The organism is Acidovorax sp. Leaf160, assembly GCF_001424265.1.
Classification (GTDB): domain Bacteria; phylum Pseudomonadota; class Gammaproteobacteria; order Burkholderiales; family Burkholderiaceae_C; genus Paracidovorax.
Window position 1 is genome coordinate 625,545 of record NZ_LMOV01000012.1, and the last position, 15,665, is coordinate 641,209.

Annotated in this window: 11 protein-coding genes; 4 read left to right on the plus strand and 7 right to left on the minus strand. The window is 70.3% G+C overall.

Annotated elements, in window-relative coordinates; translation table 11 throughout:
- Positions 1-65: 65 nt before the first annotated feature.
- Complete coding sequence (locus ASF94_RS09365; RefSeq protein WP_369818651.1) at positions 66-2,351, plus strand: diguanylate cyclase domain-containing protein; 2,286 nt, start codon at positions 66-68, stop codon at positions 2,349-2,351.
- Positions 2,352-2,507: 156 nt separating this feature from the next.
- Here the strand turns inward: ASF94_RS09365 and ASF94_RS09370 are convergent, their stop codons facing one another.
- From ASF94_RS09370 to ASF94_RS09385, 4 genes are all read right to left on the minus strand, one after another.
- Positions 2,508-4,727, minus strand: coding sequence for an alpha/beta hydrolase domain-containing protein (locus ASF94_RS09370; protein WP_235505313.1), 2,220 nt, complete (start codon positions 4,725-4,727; stop codon positions 2,508-2,510).
- Between the two features lie 294 nt (positions 4,728-5,021).
- The gene (locus ASF94_RS09375) at positions 5,022-6,032 is read right to left on the minus strand and encodes a tripartite tricarboxylate transporter substrate binding protein (protein ID WP_056664715.1); all 1,011 of its coding nucleotides are present in this window, start codon (positions 6,030-6,032) and stop codon (positions 5,022-5,024) included.
- A gap of 104 nt (positions 6,033-6,136) precedes the next feature.
- Complete coding sequence (locus ASF94_RS09380; RefSeq protein WP_056664716.1) at positions 6,137-6,544, minus strand: hypothetical protein; 408 nt, start codon at positions 6,542-6,544, stop codon at positions 6,137-6,139.
- A 53-nt stretch (positions 6,545-6,597) separates the two neighbouring features.
- Positions 6,598-7,962: an acyclic terpene utilization AtuA family protein gene (locus ASF94_RS09385; RefSeq protein WP_056664719.1), complete on the minus strand. Its 1,365-nt coding sequence runs from the start codon at positions 7,960-7,962 to the stop codon at positions 6,598-6,600.
- 157 nt (positions 7,963-8,119) lie between these two features.
- Here ASF94_RS09385 and ASF94_RS09390 point away from each other — a divergent pair, with 157 nt between their 5' ends.
- Both ASF94_RS09390 and ASF94_RS09395 read left to right on the plus strand, forming a co-directional pair.
- On the plus strand, positions 8,120-9,028 hold the full coding sequence (locus ASF94_RS09390; protein WP_056664723.1) for a LysR family transcriptional regulator: 909 nt from the start codon (positions 8,120-8,122) through the stop codon (positions 9,026-9,028).
- A 248-nt stretch (positions 9,029-9,276) separates the two neighbouring features.
- Positions 9,277-11,343, plus strand: coding sequence for a PhoX family phosphatase (locus ASF94_RS09395; protein ID WP_056664728.1), 2,067 nt, complete (start codon positions 9,277-9,279; stop codon positions 11,341-11,343).
- Positions 11,344-11,482: 139 nt separating this feature from the next.
- On the opposite strand, the gene ASF94_RS09400 is transcribed toward ASF94_RS09395, so the two are convergent.
- Positions 11,483-12,412, minus strand: a complete 930-nt coding sequence (locus tag ASF94_RS09400; protein ID WP_056664729.1) for an alpha/beta fold hydrolase — start codon at positions 12,410-12,412, stop codon at positions 11,483-11,485.
- Positions 12,413-12,527: 115 nt separating this feature from the next.
- On the opposite strand from ASF94_RS09400, the gene ASF94_RS09405 reads away from it, so the two are divergent.
- The gene (locus ASF94_RS09405; RefSeq protein ID WP_056664733.1) at positions 12,528-12,908 is read left to right on the plus strand and encodes a FlxA-like family protein; all 381 of its coding nucleotides are present in this window, start codon (positions 12,528-12,530) and stop codon (positions 12,906-12,908) included.
- 7 nt (positions 12,909-12,915) lie between these two features.
- On the opposite strand, the gene ASF94_RS09410 is transcribed toward ASF94_RS09405, so the two are convergent.
- Both ASF94_RS09410 and ASF94_RS09415 read right to left on the minus strand, forming a co-directional pair.
- A complete protein-coding gene (locus ASF94_RS09410) occupies positions 12,916-14,583 on the minus strand; it encodes an ABC transporter ATP-binding protein (RefSeq protein ID WP_235505314.1) in 1,668 nt (555 codons plus the stop codon).
- A complete protein-coding gene (locus tag ASF94_RS09415; protein WP_056664976.1) occupies positions 14,580-15,659 on the minus strand; it encodes an ABC transporter permease in 1,080 nt (359 codons plus the stop codon). Before ASF94_RS09415 ends, ASF94_RS09410 begins: the two co-directional genes overlap by 4 nt.
- Between the last annotated feature and the right edge of the window lie 6 nt (positions 15,660-15,665).

Genomic DNA, 15,665 nt, shown 5'->3' on the forward strand with positions numbered 1-15,665 from the left:
GCAGAGCCGCTGGCCTCCCATCCATCCGTCCGGCACATGATGCCGGATGCACTGACTGTCTGTCGATGATGCGCCCTCTTCCGGTCCGTCGGTACGCAGCCCTGGCGCTGGCACTGTCGGCCGCCATCGCCGCCCTCTTCACGCAGGCCATCCTGACCCTGCGCGACGAGCGCTGGATCCATGTGCGCGAGAACAACGCCACGCTGGTCCATACCATCGAGCAGAACGTCGGCCGCACGCTCGACGGCTTCACCCATTCGCTGGAAGGGGCCGTCACCGGCCTCAACCGACCCGATCTGGGCACGCTGCCGCCTTCCGTGCGGCATGCAGTGCTGTTCGACAGCTCCCTGCGGCTGCGCGGACTGGGCTCGGTCCTCGTGCTGGACCGGGCGGGCAACATCGTTTTCGACTCCACCTCCGAGCGGCCTCGCGAGGGCAACTTCAGCGACCGCGATTACTTTCAGGTGCATGCGCAACGCAGCGTGCGGGGGCTCTACATCAGCCAACCCGTGCTCTCACGCCTCTCCAGCGGACAGCCCAGCCTGCCGCTCAGCCTGGCCTACTACGACGCCGACGGCGCGTTTGCCGGCGTGGTGGTGGGCGCCATCCGGGTCGCCTACTTCGAGGAACTCTTTGCCTCGGTCAACACCGACTCCGCGAACCGGGTGGCGCTCTGGCGCACCGACGGTCTGCGGCTGGCCACCGTGCCTGCGGACACGGCACAGCCGGGCTCCCTGGCGGCCGACCCCGCGCTGGTGCAGCGCATGACGGGGGCGGACCACGGCACGTTCGTGGATACCGCCGGGCACGACGGCACGGAGCGCCTGCATGCCTATCGTTGGGTGCAGGCCCACCCGCTGGTGGTGGAGGTGAGCCAGCCGCTGGGCGCGATCCTGAAGAGCTGGCGCCGCAGCGCCTGGCTGCTGGGCAGCTTCGCCACGCTGCTGGTCTTGTCCAGCCTGGGCCTCGCCTGGCTTTTCATGCGCGAGCTGCTCCGCCGCCAGACCATCGGCGCGCAACTCAGGCAAGCCGAGCACGATCTCAGCACCATCCTGCACAACCTGCCGTCCATGGTGGCCTACTGGGACAGCAGCCTCCACAACCGCTTCGCCAACCAGGCCTACCTGCAGTGGGCCGGAGTGACCGCCGAGCAACTGCGCGCGCAGCGGCTGGACGAAGCGGCAGAACCCCAGTTCTACGCCCAGGTCCGCGACCATGTCGAGAAGGCATTGCAGGGTCACCGCCAGGTGTTCGAACGCACGCTGCGCCTGCCATCGGGCGAGAAACGCCATGCCGTGGTCTCCTACATCCCCGACGAGGAACACGGCGTGGTGCGCGGATTCTTCGTGCAGATCGACGACCTGACCGAGCGCAAGCAGATGGAGGACCTGCTGTTCGAGGAAAAGGAACTGGTTCGGCTCACGCTGCAGGCCATCGGCGACGCGGTGATCTGCACCGACGCGCAGGGCAAGGTCACCTACCTCAACCCGGTGGCCGAACGCATGACGGGCTGGCAGGCGTTCGACGCAGCGGGCCAGCACGTGGACCGCGTGGCACCGTTGCAGCTGCCGGGCGACGCCGCAGCGGGCGCCAGCCCCATCCAGCGCGCGCTCACCGAAGGCACCAGCCAGACGGCCCAGCGCGGCGTCACGCTGCGCCGGCGCGACGGCAGCGCCGTGGAAGTGGAAGAGTCGGCCAGCCCCATCACCGACCGGCACGGCGCGGTGACCGGCGCCGTGATGGTGCTCCGCGACGTGACCGAGGCGATGGAGCTGTCCCGCCGGCTGACGCGGCTGGCGCAATACGACGCCCTGACCGGGCTGCCCAACCGCATGCTGCTGCAGGACCGGGCGCAGCAGGCCATCGCGCGGGCCCGGCGCGACAAGCGAAGCCTGGCGCTGATGTTCATCGACCTCGACGGTTTCAAGCAGGTCAACGACACGCTGGGACACGAGGCCGGCGACGCCCTGCTGATCCAGATGGCCCGGCGCTTCACCGCCGCGGTGCGCCAGTCGGACACCGTCTGCCGCCAGGGCGGCGACGAATTCGTGGTGCTGCTGCCCGCGCTCGACAGCGCGGAGCAGGCGCAGGTGGTGGCCGAAAAGCTGATGGCCGCCTGCGCAGAGCCTTTCGCGATGGACGGCCACGCCCGGCAGATCTGGCTGAGCGGGGGCATTGCCCTCTACCCGCAGCATGGCGAGACATTCGAGGCGCTCGCCCGCAGTGCCGATGCCGCCATGTACGCGGCCAAGCGCTCGGGCCGCCGCCAATTCCGCCTCGCGCGGTCGCCCGGACAGCCCGGCGCGCAGCCGGCAGAATCGCGCAGCGACCCGGACGCCCCTGGCGCGTAGACGCTGGGCCGCCCGGGCGGCGTGGCGGTGGAACCTGCACCGCACACCGCACCCGCACACCGTTTCGCTATTTTTTTAATAGCATCAAATGCAGCACCAACAAGCGCTGGATGCCAAATTCCCTCGAAACGGCATCACCGGCACGGGCGCGGCCCGTCAGGGCAACACCACCTGCTGGCGCGCCTTGGCCACGATGGCGTCGGCATCGCGCTGCAGCAGCAGGCGCTCGCGCACCAGGTCGGCTGCCGCCTTTTCCACGGCCGCCACGTAGCCGGCCTGGGTGCCGTACAGCTCCTGCAGCGAGGGCCGCGCGTCGCCGGCCGCAAGCCGCGCGGCCCGGGTCGTGTGGAACGGGATGAAGCTGCCCGAGAGGTTCGACAGGTCGGTGATGCCGGGCGTCGCCACGTAGTTGAACTCCAGGCTGGTGCCCAGGGGCACGCGCGCCTCCACGCTGCGGATGCCCGCCCGGGTCAGCCCGGTGCTTGCATCCACCTGGGGAACGAGGATGGCGTACTGCTGCGCCGCAACCCGCGGCGGCTGCAGTGTGGCGATGCCGGATTCGTCCTCGGGGACGTACTGCGGCCCGAAGTCGAGCAACGGGAAGCCGTTGTAGAGCCCGCGGTAGTCGAAGGCGGGAATGGCCGTCTGCGTGCCGCCCACGTTCCAGGTCAGGCCGCGCATCGCCGGAAAGGCCATCTGTTCGGGCCGCGTCAAAGTGCCGTCCGCGAGGCGAGGCACCTGGCTGGCCGGCGGCTCGGCACCACGCACCACCCAGTCTTCCAGGGTGAGGAACAGCGCCCGGAAGGTGTCGTTGAAGTGCACCACCGTGCCGGCCGGGTACACGTTGCGGGTGGGCGCGAAGCTGATGCTTTCCGTGCCGCCGGCGCCGCCATGCTGCGTGCTCGCGTAGTAATAGATGCGGGCATTGGCGGGCTGGGCGATGTCGCGCTGCCCACGGGCGTCGGTCAGCACCGGCGAGCCCTGCAGCTGCCAGAACTCGGTGCCCGACAGGCCCAGGTAGAACTTCGGGCAGGTGTCCGTCGCCGCGCAACGCTTCATCACCCCGCCCTGGCGGCCGCTCAGCTCGTCCACATAGTCCTTGTCCAGGCCGCGTGGCGCGGTCTGGCCGAACGCGGTGTGGTCGGTGCGCAGCCCGCCGCCGCCGCCCGGCACGGCGAAGCGCGTGTTGACGTTCGTCTGGCGCGCCGCCACGTGGGCGAACACGCCGTCGAACACCCGGCCGCCGTCCAGCCGCTGGTTGAAGCCCAGGTGCAGGAAGGTCTTCATGGCGTTGCCCGACTGCGACGTGCCCTGGCCGATGGTGTGGCTGATGCGCCCGGCCAGCGGGTTGGCGCGCCCGTCGGCATCGGCCGTGGCGCCACGGAAGAAGCTCACCGTGTCGCGCAGCGCGGCCAGGCCCACGCCCATCACCTTCGGGTCCTTGGCCACATAGATCAGCTCATACAGGTACTGCGGATCGAACCCGCCGCGCAGGCACACGCTGGCGCCGTTGGGCGTGCCGGGGAACGGGTTGGCGCCGGCGTCGCAGGTGGCGAACTTCCAGTCGCCGGCGGGCACGGGCTCCCGCGCATCGGTTTCGTTGCGCCGGCGCGTGAGCGAATACCCGGGCTGGGTGTTGTCCAGGCTGGCGGGCGCATACGGGATCATGGTGCCGTTGAACACGCCGCCCGGCAGCGCCATGGCCGGCACCGCGGAGAAAGGCACGAGTTCGGTACGGTACGGGCCGGTGATGCTGCTGCCGTCGGCATGGCGTGCCACGGGCACCGAGACGGTGAGCCGCGCCGGGCTGCTCTTGGGCACGTCGCCCTGCCAAGCCGAATACAGCATCACGTACCCGCGCTCGAAGTAGACGGCATCACCCGGGCTGGCCGTCAGATTGGGCTGGGTCAGGATGTTGCCGCGGTTCGGCGCGTCGTAGCGCAGCACGCCATTGGCCTCGGCCATGTTCTTGGGCTTGAGCATGACGAAGTCGGCGCTGTACTCCACCATGCCGCGCGCATTGCGGGGCGCCAGCTGCAGATCCTGGATCACGGCGTTCTTCGGATCGGCCGGGTCCACCTCGCCCTGCAGGGTGCCGGTCACCTTCTCGTAGGCGCCCACCCGGCCGAAGCTGCCGGGGTAGTCCTCCGTCGCGGTGACCGACAGCCGCATCTGCGGCCCCGCGCTGGCGGGTGAACCACCGCCTCCGCCGCCGCATCCGGCCACCCAGACCGCTGCTGCCGCGCAGCCGAGCAGCGCGAAACGGTGGTGGGGAGGCCGATGAAGCGGGCGCGGCTCCGGGCGGCCGGCCGGCGATGTCGCCGTGGGTGATGCGGAACGCAGGACCGAAGGCCCGTCGAGGGAATGCGATGGCATGGTTTGTCTCCTGAAGAAGCGGCCTCCGGGATTGGAGGGGCAAGGACCAGAACCCGCCCTGAAGCCCTGGCGCGGACCTGCGCGGGAGGCTTCACGAGGCGTGTTTCGCCGCGCGCGCCGTGCATGGCGGCACGCGTCGGCTTTTCCGGCGCCGCCAGGGCGGCTGCCGTGAAATGGAAAGGAAGGGGATGCTCCCGCGCAGACCGGCCGCGGGGAGTGCACCCAGGGCGGGTGCAGCGCTGAAAACCCGAAGGCCCCGCAGCGCTGCTGGCGCGACGCCTCAGTCGGCCATCATCATTCCGGCTCGATACCCGCCGCCTTGATGACCTGGCCCCACTTGCGCGTCTCGGCCGCCTGGAACTGCGCCAGCCCCTCCGGCGTGGTGGTCCAGGCTTCGGAGCCGGCCATGTCGTAGAACGAACGCGCGGCGGGGCTCTTGGTCGCCGCGGTCAGCAGTTCGTTCAGGCGCGCCACCACCGGCGCGGGGGTACCCGCCGGCACGTAGGCCGCGAACCAGTAGCCCATGTCGTAGCCCTTCACGCCTGCTTCGGCGATGGTCGGCACGTCGGGCAGCTGCGTGCTGCGCTGCTGCGTGGAATAGCCCAGTGCGCGGAGCTTGCCCGCCTTGATCTGCGGCACGCCGGTGGAGGTGTCGGTGATCATCAGGTCGATCTGCCCGCCCAGCAGGTCGGTGATGGCGAGCGGGTTGCTCTTGTAGGGCACATGCAGGATGTCCACGCCCGCCAGCTGCTTAAGCATCTCCCCCGCCATGCGGCTGGACGAGCTGCCGCTGCCGAACGAGAGCTTGCCCGGGTTCTTCTTGGCGGCGGCCAGCAGCTCGCCCACGCTCTTGAAGGGCGCGCTGGCATTCACGACCAGCACCTGTCCGCCCTTGCCCAGCCCGGTCACCGGCACGAAGTCCTTCACCGCGTCGTAGCCCGGCTTCTTGTACAGATGTTCGTTGGCCGCGTGCGTCGTGTTGGTGGTGATCAGCACGGTGTAGCCGTCGGGTGCCGCCTTGGCGACCGACTGGGCCGCGATCATGCCGCTGGCGCCGGCCTTGTTGTCCACCACCACGGGCTGCTTGGTGTCGGTGTTGACGGCCTGCCCCAGGGCGCGGGCCAGCTGGTCGGTCGCGCTGCCGGCGGCGAATGGCACCACGAAGGTGATCGGCTTGGCGGGATAGGCCGGTGCCTGGGCGCTGGCCGTGCCGGCGATGCTCAGGCCCAGCAGGGCGGCGGCGGTGGCCAGCACATGGCGGCGTGCGCGTCGGTCCGGGGTGGCGGGCGGGAAGTGTGCGTTCATCTTGTCTCCTGGCTGTTGAATGTGTGTGGGGAAGAACGGAAAGGGAAAGGGAAAGCAAAACGTGAAGCGAACCGGAACAGGGGCGCGGGCAAGGTGCGGGCGGGTCACTCCCCGGCAGGCCCGGCGAGCCGGTTCATGAGCGCCGCGGGTACCTGCACCGCCATGCCGAGCAGCAGGAACGAGAGCGCCTTGCCGTGGCTGTCGAGGTTCAGCGCATCGTTCACGCCGCCGTCCAGCACGTCGTCGATGACGAAGTTCATCGCCTGCAGCTGAGGCAGCAGGTAGCGCGTGACCTGCTTCGGGCGGCGCGCGGCGAAGTGCCGCGCCACTGCGGCTTCCGTCACCCCGCCGACCAGCACCTCCCACAGATCGGGGTGCCAGGCGATCACGCTGATGTTGGAGCGGTTGCCCTTGTCGCCGGTGCGGCTGTGCGCCAGGCGGTAGAGGGGCACCGCGTGCTGGCTCGGCAACGGGCTTTGCGGGGTGGAAACAGGTGGAACGGTTTCAGGCATGAAGGGAATCTTTCTTGCGACGCGGGCCGTGGCTCAGTTCAGCTCAGCTCAGTTCAGTTCAGCCAGTCGAATCCGGTCGCCACGGCTTCGCGGGGCACCAGGCAGGAAACGGTGCCCAGGCGCGGGCGCATGGCGGTGCGCACGCCGCCGCCGCCCGCCGGGCCGCAGCAGTAGAGCGCCGTCACCTCGCGGACCAGGCGCTGCGCGGTGGCATGGTCGCGGTGCTGCCAGGCTACGCGCAGCCGCACGTCCTGGGCCTCATCGCCCTGCCCCGCCATGCCGGCGTCCAGCCGCCAGCCGCTGTCGTCGCCGGCGAACACGCTGGTGACGCCGATCAGGTCGATGCGCAGCGGTGCCACGCCGGCCAGCCGTTCGTGCAGCACCTCGCCGGCCAGCCGGGCCCGCGCACCGGCGCGGGGGCCGGCGTAGGAAATCTCGCCTTCCGCGAACCAGCCCGACTCGAAGCACACATTGACCTTCAGCGTGGCCGGCTGGGCGTGGCCGAGCACGCCTTCCAGGCGCACCCGGTCCGGCCCGTCCTGCGTGACGCGCGCCTGGGTGATGTCGGCCACCACGTCGGGCGTCAGGTAGGCCGCGGGGTCGTGCAGTTCGTAGAGCAGCTGCTCCTTCACCGTGCGCTCGTCCACCCGGCCGCCGGTGCCGGCCGGCTTGGTGATGGTGCAGTTGCCGTCGGCATCGATGCGGGCGATGGGATAGCCCAGCCGCGCAAGTCCCGGAACGTCCTTGTAGCCGGGGTCGGCGAAGTACCCGCCGGTCACCTGGGAGCCGCACTCCAGCAGATGGCCGGCCATGGTGGCGCGGGCCAGCCGGTCCCAGTCGTCCGGCGCCCAGCCGAAATGCGCCAGCGCCGGGCCCAGCACCAGCGACGGGTCGGCCACCCGGCCGCACACCACCACGTCGGCACCGCCACGCAGCGCCTGGGCAATGGGCTCGGCGCCGATGTAGGCATTGGCGCTCACGATGGGCTCGGCTGGCAGCGCCGCGCCCAGGGCGGACTGCAGCAGCGCCCGGTGCTCGGGCCCGCTCAGGTCGTCGCCACGCACCACGGCGATGCGCGGCGGGCGGGCCCCCAGGTCCTGCGCCAGCGCGGCAATGCGCCGGGCGGCGCCCCAAGGGTTGGCGGCACCGAAGTTGCTGACGATGCGCACGCCGTGCCGGAGGCACTGCGCCAGCACCGGGCGCAGCAGGTCGTCCAGCAGCGGCTCGTAGCCCGCCTCGGGCTGCGTGCGGCGGGCCAGCTGGGCGAGCGCCAGGGTGCGCTCGGCCAGGGTTTCGAAGATCAGCACCGAAGGCTGGCCGCTGGCGATCAGCGCGTCTACAACGGGCGCAGCCGCGTCGGTGCGGTCGCCGGAGAAGCCGGCGGCGCAGCCGATGAGCAGGGAGGGTGGGTTCGCCATGGTCGTGTCTTTTGCAGTCTTCGCAGGTCGCAGCGTTTCGGCCGGCGGGTGGCCCGAGAGGCCGTGTCGTGTCGTGTGGTGTCGTCTCCAGCCCAATGTAGGCGCCCGCACACCGTCTGTGAAATAGATAATCAAGATCAATTCATCTGGAAAACGAATGAATATCTCTACCCGCCAGATCGACGCCTTCCTGGCGCTTGCCGCACAGCGCAACTTCACGCGCGCCGCGGCGCAGTGCCACCTGTCGCAACCCGCTTTCAGCGCGCTGGTGCGCGCGCTGGAAGACGACCTGGGCCTGCGCCTCTTCGACCGCAGCACCCGCCATGTGGACCTGACGCCCGAGGGGGCGAACTTTCTGGAGTCGGCCCGGCGCATCCGCGCGGAGGTGGATGCGGCCCTGGAGGGCGTGCGCGATGCCGTCACCCTGCGGCGCGGCCGGGTGGCCGTGGCGCTGCTGCCGTCGCTTGCGGCGGGCTGGCTGCCGCAGGTGCTGGCCACCTATCGCGCGGCACACCCGGGGGTGGAGCTGGACATCGCCGACGTGCTGTCCGAGCCCTGCATCGAGCAGGTGGCCGCCGGCAAGGCCGACTTCGCGCTGGCCGCCATTCGCGCCGACACGCCCGAGCTGCGCGCCGAGGCCTTCTGCACCGACGGTTTCCATCTCGTCTGCCGGGAAGACCACCCGCTGGCGCTGCGGCCCGGGGCGCGCGGCCGGCGGGCCGCCGTGTCGCTCAGCGACCTGGCCGCCTGGCCCTTCATCCACCTGGCCCGCACCAGCAGCGTACGGCAGTACCTGGAAGCCGCGTTCCATCCGCAGGTCATGCACACGCTGATGGAGGTGGAGCAGCTGGCCACCGTGATGGGCATGGTGCGCGCGGGGCTGGGCATCAGCGTAGTGCCGACCCTGACCCTGTTCCACTTCGAGCAGCCCGGCCTGGTGACCCGGCCGCTGCGGCTGCCCGGGCTCACGCGCCAGATCTATCTGGTGCGGCGGCGCGACCGAGGCCTCTCCCCCGCCGCCCAGGCGCTCTACACGCTGGTGATGCAGCAGCGCCCCAGCACCTGATGCCCCTGACTGACGCACCCCACCCGACGCACCCACCCGACGCACCCGGCGCGGCACAACCACGGAACCGCACCGCCCTGCAACCAGGACATGGTTCAGGGGCATCTGACACGCGGCCGTCATCGATCGATTTCTAGACTGCGCGGCGACCGCTGGTCCCCTCTGGCGTCCCTGCGCGTCCCTGCGTGCCACCCGTGCGTCCAGGACCCGGGACGGTGTTTCTTCCGCCATCACCCTCCACAAGCCCCATGAGCCAATCCACTTCCGATTCCGCCGTCCGCAACACCAGCGCCAACGAGCCCTTCAGCGCCATCCTGGAAAAGTCCCTCTCGCGCCGCACCCTCGCGCGCGGCAGCCTGGGAGCCGCCCTGGCCGTCATGACCGGCAGCGTGCTCAGCGCCTGCGGCGGCGGTGGCAGCGACGACAGCCCTGCGGCCGGACAGCCCGGCGCGGGTGGCGGGGGCCAGTCGCTCAAGCTGGGCTTCCAGTCGCTGCCCAACAGCATGACCGACGCCTGCGTGGTGCCGGCCGGCTATGTCGCGCAGGTGCTCGGCGCCTGGGGCACACCGTTCGACGACATCGCCCAGCCCTGGAGCCGCGATGGCAACAACACGTCCAACGACCTGCTGCACTCCACCGGCATGCACCACGACGGCATGCACTACTTTCCGCTGCAGGGCTCGTCCACCGAGGGCCTGCTGGCCGTCAACCACGAATACATCGACGAGAACGCCCTGCACCCGGCCGGCCCCACGCAGGTGAACGGCAAGCGCCCCGCCGAAGAAGTGCGCAAGGAAATCAACGCGCACGGCGTGTCCATCCTGCACATCCGGCTGCAGAACGGCCGCTGGTCCATCGTGAAGAATTCGCGCTACAACCGCCGCTTCACCGCCGCCACGCCCATGGCGCTGGCCGGCCCGGTGGGCGGCAGCGCTGCGGTACGCACGCCCTTCTCGCCCAACGGCACGCAGGTGCGCGGCACCAACAACAACTGCGGCAATGGCTTCACGCCCTGGGGCACCTACATCACGGCCGAAGAGAACTGGGCCGCCTGCTTCGTCAATACCGCCACGCAGACGCGCGACCAGAAGCGCGTGGGCGTGCAGGCCGCCAAGGGCCGCTACCTGTGGGAGACGGCGGCCGGCGACGCCACCGAGCAGCTGGGCGAGTTCGCCCGCTTCAACATCACACCCAAGGGCGCCGACGCCACGCAGGACTGGCGCAACGAGGCCAACGGCTTCGGCTACCTGGTGGAGATCGACCCCTACGACCCCAGCAGCATCGCCACCAAGCGCACGGCCATGGGCCGCTTCGCGCATGAAGGATCGGCCTACGCGCCACCCGTGGCCGGCAAGCCCTTGTCGTTTTACAGCGGTGACGATTCCCGCTTCGAATACCTCTACAAGTTCGTGTCCACCGCCGTGTGGGACCCGAAGGACGCCGACCGCGCCGACCGGCTGGCCGTGGGCGCCAAGTACCTCGACCAAGGCACGCTGTACGTGGCGCGCTTCGACGCCAGCGGCAAGGGCGAATGGCTGGCGCTGGTGGAAGGCACGAAGAACGCCGCCGGCCGCACGCTGAAGGAAGAGTTCGGCGGCATCGACCAGATCCTGCTGAACACGCGCGGCGCGGCCGACTTCGTGGGCGCTACGCCCATGGACCGCCCCGAATGGACGGCCGCCCACCCCACCAGCGGCGAGGTGTACGTCACGCTGACCAACAACACCTCGCGCAACGCGTCGCGCGGCACCAACCCCGCCAACCCGCGCCTGAACAACGTCAACGGCCACATCGTGCGCTGGCGCGACCAGCCGGACAGCAACGTCTTCCAGTGGGAGATCTTCGTCTACGGCTCCGAAGCAGGGGCCGATGCCGACACCAACCGTTCGGGCCTGACGGCGCTCAACCAGCTGGCCAGCCCCGACGGCCTGTGCTTCGACGGCCGGGGCATTCTCTGGGTGCAGACCGACAACGGCATCGACGGGGGCCGCAACAATGCGGTGGCCAAGACCACCAATGACCAGATGCTGGCCGTCATTCCGCCGGCCATGGGCGCCACGCCGGCCACCGGCCCGGTCATCAACGGCGGCAACCAGGGCGACCTGCGCCGTTTCTTCGTGGGGCCGAACGAGGCCGAGATCACCGGCTTCGCCTTCACGCCGGATCACAAGACGGTCTTCCTGAACGTGCAGCACCCGGTGAACTGGCCGGCCTACGACAGCGAGGACGCCACGGCCGTGCCTTCGGGCAAGGTGCGCCCGCGCTCGTCCACCGTGGTCATCCAGCGCAAGGACGGCGGCGCCATCGGCGTCTGAGGAAACGGGCCGCACCGCTCGGGGCCCGGCGGGCATGCGGCGCGGCTCCATCGATGCCCCAGCGGGCATCAGCTATGAAAGAAATAGCGCGCAGCCCTTGTGGATCAGGGGCTGCGCGCTTTTTCGATTCACATATCCGTCAGGCAGCAGCGGGCTTGTCTTCCACGCCCTCCTGCAGGAAGGGCAGCACGGCGGCCAACAGGGCTTCGGGCGCCTCCTCGGCCACGTAATGGCCGCAGGGCAGCGCCATGCCACGCAAGTCGTTCGCCACGCGGCGCCATTCGCCCAGGGCGTCGAAGCAGCGCTCGATCACGCCGTCGCGCCCCCAGAGCACCATCAGCGGCATGTCCAGCCGGCGGCCCGCATCGCGGTCGGCACGGTCGTGTTCCAGGTCGATGCCGGCGGCGGCGCGGTAGTCCTCGCACAGGCCGTGGGCGGCACCGGGCAGCGACAGGCAGCGCACGTATTCGGCCATGGCCCGAGGGTCGAACGGCGCCAGCCCCGCGCTGCGTCCGCCCATCACGTCGCGCAGATAGGCGGCCGGGTCGGCTTCGAGCAGCCGCTCGGGCAGCGGCTGGCGCTGGATCAGGAAGAACCAGTGCCAGTAGGCGCGGGCGAAGCGCTCGTCGGTCTGCTCGTACATGGCAAGCGTGGGCGCGATGTCCAGCAGCGCCAGGCGGCGCACTGCCTGCGGATGGTCGGCCGCCAGGCGGTGGGCCACGCGGGCGCCCCGGTCGTGCGCCAGCACGCTGAAGCGCTCGTGGCCCAGCGCGCGCATCACGGCCAGCATGTCGGCGGCCATGGTGCGCTTGCTGTAGTTGGCGTGGTCGGCCTCGCCTGGGGGCTTGGAGGAATCGCCATAGCCGCGCAGGTCGGCCAGCACCAGCGTGAAGTGGCGCGCCAGCGTGGGCGCCACCTTGTGCCAGATGGCGTGCGTCTGCGGGTGGCCGTGCAGCACCAGCAGGGCCGGACCGCTGCCGCCTACGATGGCATGGATCTGAACGCCAGGGGCGACCGTGAGGTCGTGCGCGGCAAAGCCGGGGAACAGGGCATCTTTCTCGGAAGGCATGGGGCTCCTTGGGGGACTATTCGGGCAGGCGATGGCGGATCTTGCCAGCTGGCGGCATGGGGTACAGGACTCAATTCGGACTTCAGTCGCCAGGGCGGAGGCCGATAATGCCGGCATGCAAATATCCCGCACTTCCTCCACCGCGGCCGTCGCGCCGGCGTCCCAGGGCGGAGCCTCCGGCGGCTCCAGCGACACGGCCGCACTGCAAAAACAGCTGCGCGACCTGACGGAAGAGCTCAAGCAGACCAGCAGCGACACCGCCATGGAGGCCAAGGCCCGCGAGCAGAAGACGCGCCTGCTGCAGGCGCAGATCCAGGCGGTGCAGGCGCAGATCGCGGCCGTGCAGCGCCAGCAGCAACAGGAACAGATCGAACGCCAGGCACAGAACGCCGGTGCCAGCGACACGGGTGCCGCAGCGGGCAGGGATGGCCTGGCCGCCAGCCCCAAGGCCGCAGCCGCCCAGGGCCTGGGCGCCAACGTCGATACCTACGCCTGAGCCTTTTTCAGGCGGGCGCTGGCGCCGGCTCCAGCGCTGCCGCGGTGACGAGCTTGCGCGTGTAGGGGTGCTGCGGTGCATCCAGCACCTGCGCGACGGGGCCGGCTTCCAGCACCCGGCCTTCCTGCATCACCATCACCTCATGCGCCATGGCGCGGATCACGGCCACGTCGTGCGTGATGAGCAGGTAGGAAAGCCCCCGCTCCTTCTGCAGCCGCTGCAGCAGCGCCAGCACCTGCTGCTGGATGGTGACGTCGAGCGCGCTGGTGGGCTCGTCCAGCACCAGCAGCTGCGGCTGCACGATGAGCGCGCGGGCGATGGCCAGGCGCTGGCGCTGGCCGCCGGAGAACTCATGCGGATAGCGCGCCGGCAGTCCGGGGAACTGCGCCTCGCTCAGTCCCACGTCGGCCAGTGCGGCCTGCACGCGGGCGCGGCGCACGGGCAGCGGCAGTCCGGGTTCGTGCACCTGCAGCCCTTCGCCCACGATCTCCTCCACCGTGAGGCGCGGCGAGAGCGAAGAAAACGGGTCTTGGAACACCACCTGCAGGCGGCGGCGCAGCGCCTGGTTGGCCGGCGTGTTGCGCTGCGCGGGCAGCTGCCAGCCTTGGCCCCCGATAGTCAGGTGCCCCTGGTGCGGCAAGAGGCCCAGCAGGGCCTGCGCCAGCGTGGACTTGCCCGAGCCCGATTCGCCCACCACGCCCAGGGTGCGCCCGGGGGCGAGGCTGAAATCGGCGCCCTCGACGGCCACGAACTCGCCGCGCCGGAACCAGCCGCGCAAGCCGGGCAGCGGCGTGGCGTAGGCCACGCGCAGGGCCTGCGCCTCGGCAGCGGGTACCGCGTCCGCAGGCACGGGGGATTCGTCCACGTCGCGCACCGGCACGCTGCCGATCAGGCGCTGGGTGTAGGGGTGGCGCGGCGCGGAGAACACCTCGGCCACGGCGCCCTCCTCCACCAGCACGCCCTGCTCCATCACGGCCACTCGGTCGGCGAACCGGCGCACGAGGTTCAGGTCGTGCGTGATCAGCAGCACCGCCATGCCGGTCTGCCGCTGCAGGTCGGACAGCAGATCGAGGATCTGGCCGCGCAGCGTCACGTCCAGCGCCGTGGTGGGCTCGTCGGCCAGCAAGAGGCGCGGCCGGCTGGCCAGCGCCATGGCGATCATGGCGCGCTGGCGCTGCCCGCCCGAGAGCTGGTGCGGAAAGGAACGCGCGCGCCGCGCCGGGTCGGGAATGCCGGTGCTCGCGATCAGCTCGATCGCTGCCTGCGCCGCTTGGGCACGGGTCAGCGCCTGTTTCAGCTCCAAGACCTCGGCCACCTGGTCGCCCACGGCCATGAGCGGGTTCAGCGCCGTCATGGGCTCCTGGAACACCATGGCGATGTCGCCGCCACGGACGCCCCGCAGTTCGCGCTCCGTCAGTGCCAGCAGGTCGCGCCCGCCCATGAAGGCTTGGCCGCTGACCTCGGCCTCGCCCGCCAGCCGCAGCAGCGACAGCGCGGTGATGGTCTTGCCCGAGCCCGATTCGCCCACCAGCGCCAGCTTTTCGCCGGCGTCGATGTGGAAGCTCACGCCATGCACGACCTCCTTGGGGCCGAAGCGCACGCGCAGGTCCTGCACGCGCAGCAGGGGTTCCGCGTGGGCGCTGGCTGCAAATGACGGCATGTTCGGGTCGCTCATCGGTCGGCCTTGCGGGGGTCGAGGGCATCGCGCAGCGCATCGCCCATGAAGGTGAGCAGCAGCAGCGTGCCGACCAGCACGCCGAAGGTGCTGAGCGATATCCACCACGCGTCGATGTTGTTCTTGCCCTGGCTCAGCAGCTCGCCCAGGCTGGGCGTGCCCGCTGGAACGCCCAGGCCCAGGAAGTCGAGCGAGGTGAGCGACAGGATGGCCGCGCTCATGCGAAACGGCAGGAAGGTAACCACCGGCGTCAGGCTGTTGGGCAGGATGTGCCGCCAGATGATCTGCCGGTTGGGCACGCCCAGCGCGCGGGCGGCCTTGACGTAGTCGAGCTGGCGGTTGCGCAGGAATTCGGCCCGCACGTAGTCCGACAGGCCCATCCAGCCGAAGAGGCTCAGCAGGATGAGCAGCAGCGACAGGCTGGGCGAGAACAGCGCGCTGAAGATGATGAGCAGGTAGAGCTCGGGCATCGAGCCCCAGATCTCGATGAAGCGCTGGAAGGCCAGGTCGGTCCTGCCGCCGAAGAAGCCCTGGATGGCGCCCGTGAGCAGCCCGAGCAACGTGCCGGTGAAGGTCAGCGCCAGGCCGAACAGCACGCTCACGCGAAAGCCGTAGAGCAGCTGCGCCACCATGTCGCGGCCCCGGTCGTCGGTGCCCAGCCAGTTCTCGGCCGTGGGGGCGGAGGGGTTGGGCGACTTGGCGAAGTAGTTGACGGTGTTCGGGCCGTAGGGGTTCAGGGTGTAGAGCGCCCAGTTGCCGCCGGCCCGCAACCGGTCCCGGATGAACGGGTCGAGGTAGTCGGTCGGCGTGTCGAAATCGCCGCCGAAGGTCGTTTCCGGATAGGTCTTGAACAGCGGAAAGTAGGTCTGCCCCTCGTAGCGCACGATGAGCGGCCGGTCGTTGCTGACCAGTTCAGCACCCAGGCTGATGGCGACCAGCACGCAGAAAACGATGAGGCTCCAGAAGCCCAGCCGGTTGCGCTTGAAGCGCAGCCAGGCGCGCCGCGAGGGCGACAGCGAGGGTGCGGGCGCTGGCGCTGCGAGGGACGCGGCGGGGACGGGGGACGGCGGCGGCATCGTCGC

Bases quoted from the DNA above. Each gene is read 5' to 3' on its own strand.
- ASF94_RS09365 (WP_369818651.1), top strand. From the start codon at position 66: ATGATGCGCCCTCTTCCGGTCCGTCGGTACGCAGCCCTGGCGCTGGCA.
- ASF94_RS09370 (WP_235505313.1), bottom strand. From the start codon at position 4,727: ATGCCATCGCATTCCCTCGACGGGCCTTCGGTCCTGCGTTCCGCATCA.
- ASF94_RS09375 (WP_056664715.1), bottom strand. From the start codon at position 6,032: ATGAACGCACACTTCCCGCCCGCCACCCCGGACCGACGCGCACGCCGC.
- ASF94_RS09380 (WP_056664716.1), bottom strand. From the start codon at position 6,544: ATGCCTGAAACCGTTCCACCTGTTTCCACCCCGCAAAGCCCGTTGCCG.
- ASF94_RS09385 (WP_056664719.1), bottom strand. From the start codon at position 7,962: ATGGCGAACCCACCCTCCCTGCTCATCGGCTGCGCCGCCGGCTTCTCC.
- ASF94_RS09390 (WP_056664723.1), top strand. From the start codon at position 8,120: ATGAATATCTCTACCCGCCAGATCGACGCCTTCCTGGCGCTTGCCGCA.
- ASF94_RS09395 (WP_056664728.1), top strand. From the start codon at position 9,277: ATGAGCCAATCCACTTCCGATTCCGCCGTCCGCAACACCAGCGCCAAC.
- ASF94_RS09400 (WP_056664729.1), bottom strand. From the start codon at position 12,412: ATGCCTTCCGAGAAAGATGCCCTGTTCCCCGGCTTTGCCGCGCACGAC.
- ASF94_RS09405 (WP_056664733.1), top strand. From the start codon at position 12,528: ATGCAAATATCCCGCACTTCCTCCACCGCGGCCGTCGCGCCGGCGTCC.
- ASF94_RS09410 (WP_235505314.1), bottom strand. From the start codon at position 14,583: ATGAGCGACCCGAACATGCCGTCATTTGCAGCCAGCGCCCACGCGGAA.
- ASF94_RS09415 (WP_056664976.1), bottom strand. From the start codon at position 15,659: ATGCCGCCGCCGTCCCCCGTCCCCGCCGCGTCCCTCGCAGCGCCAGCG.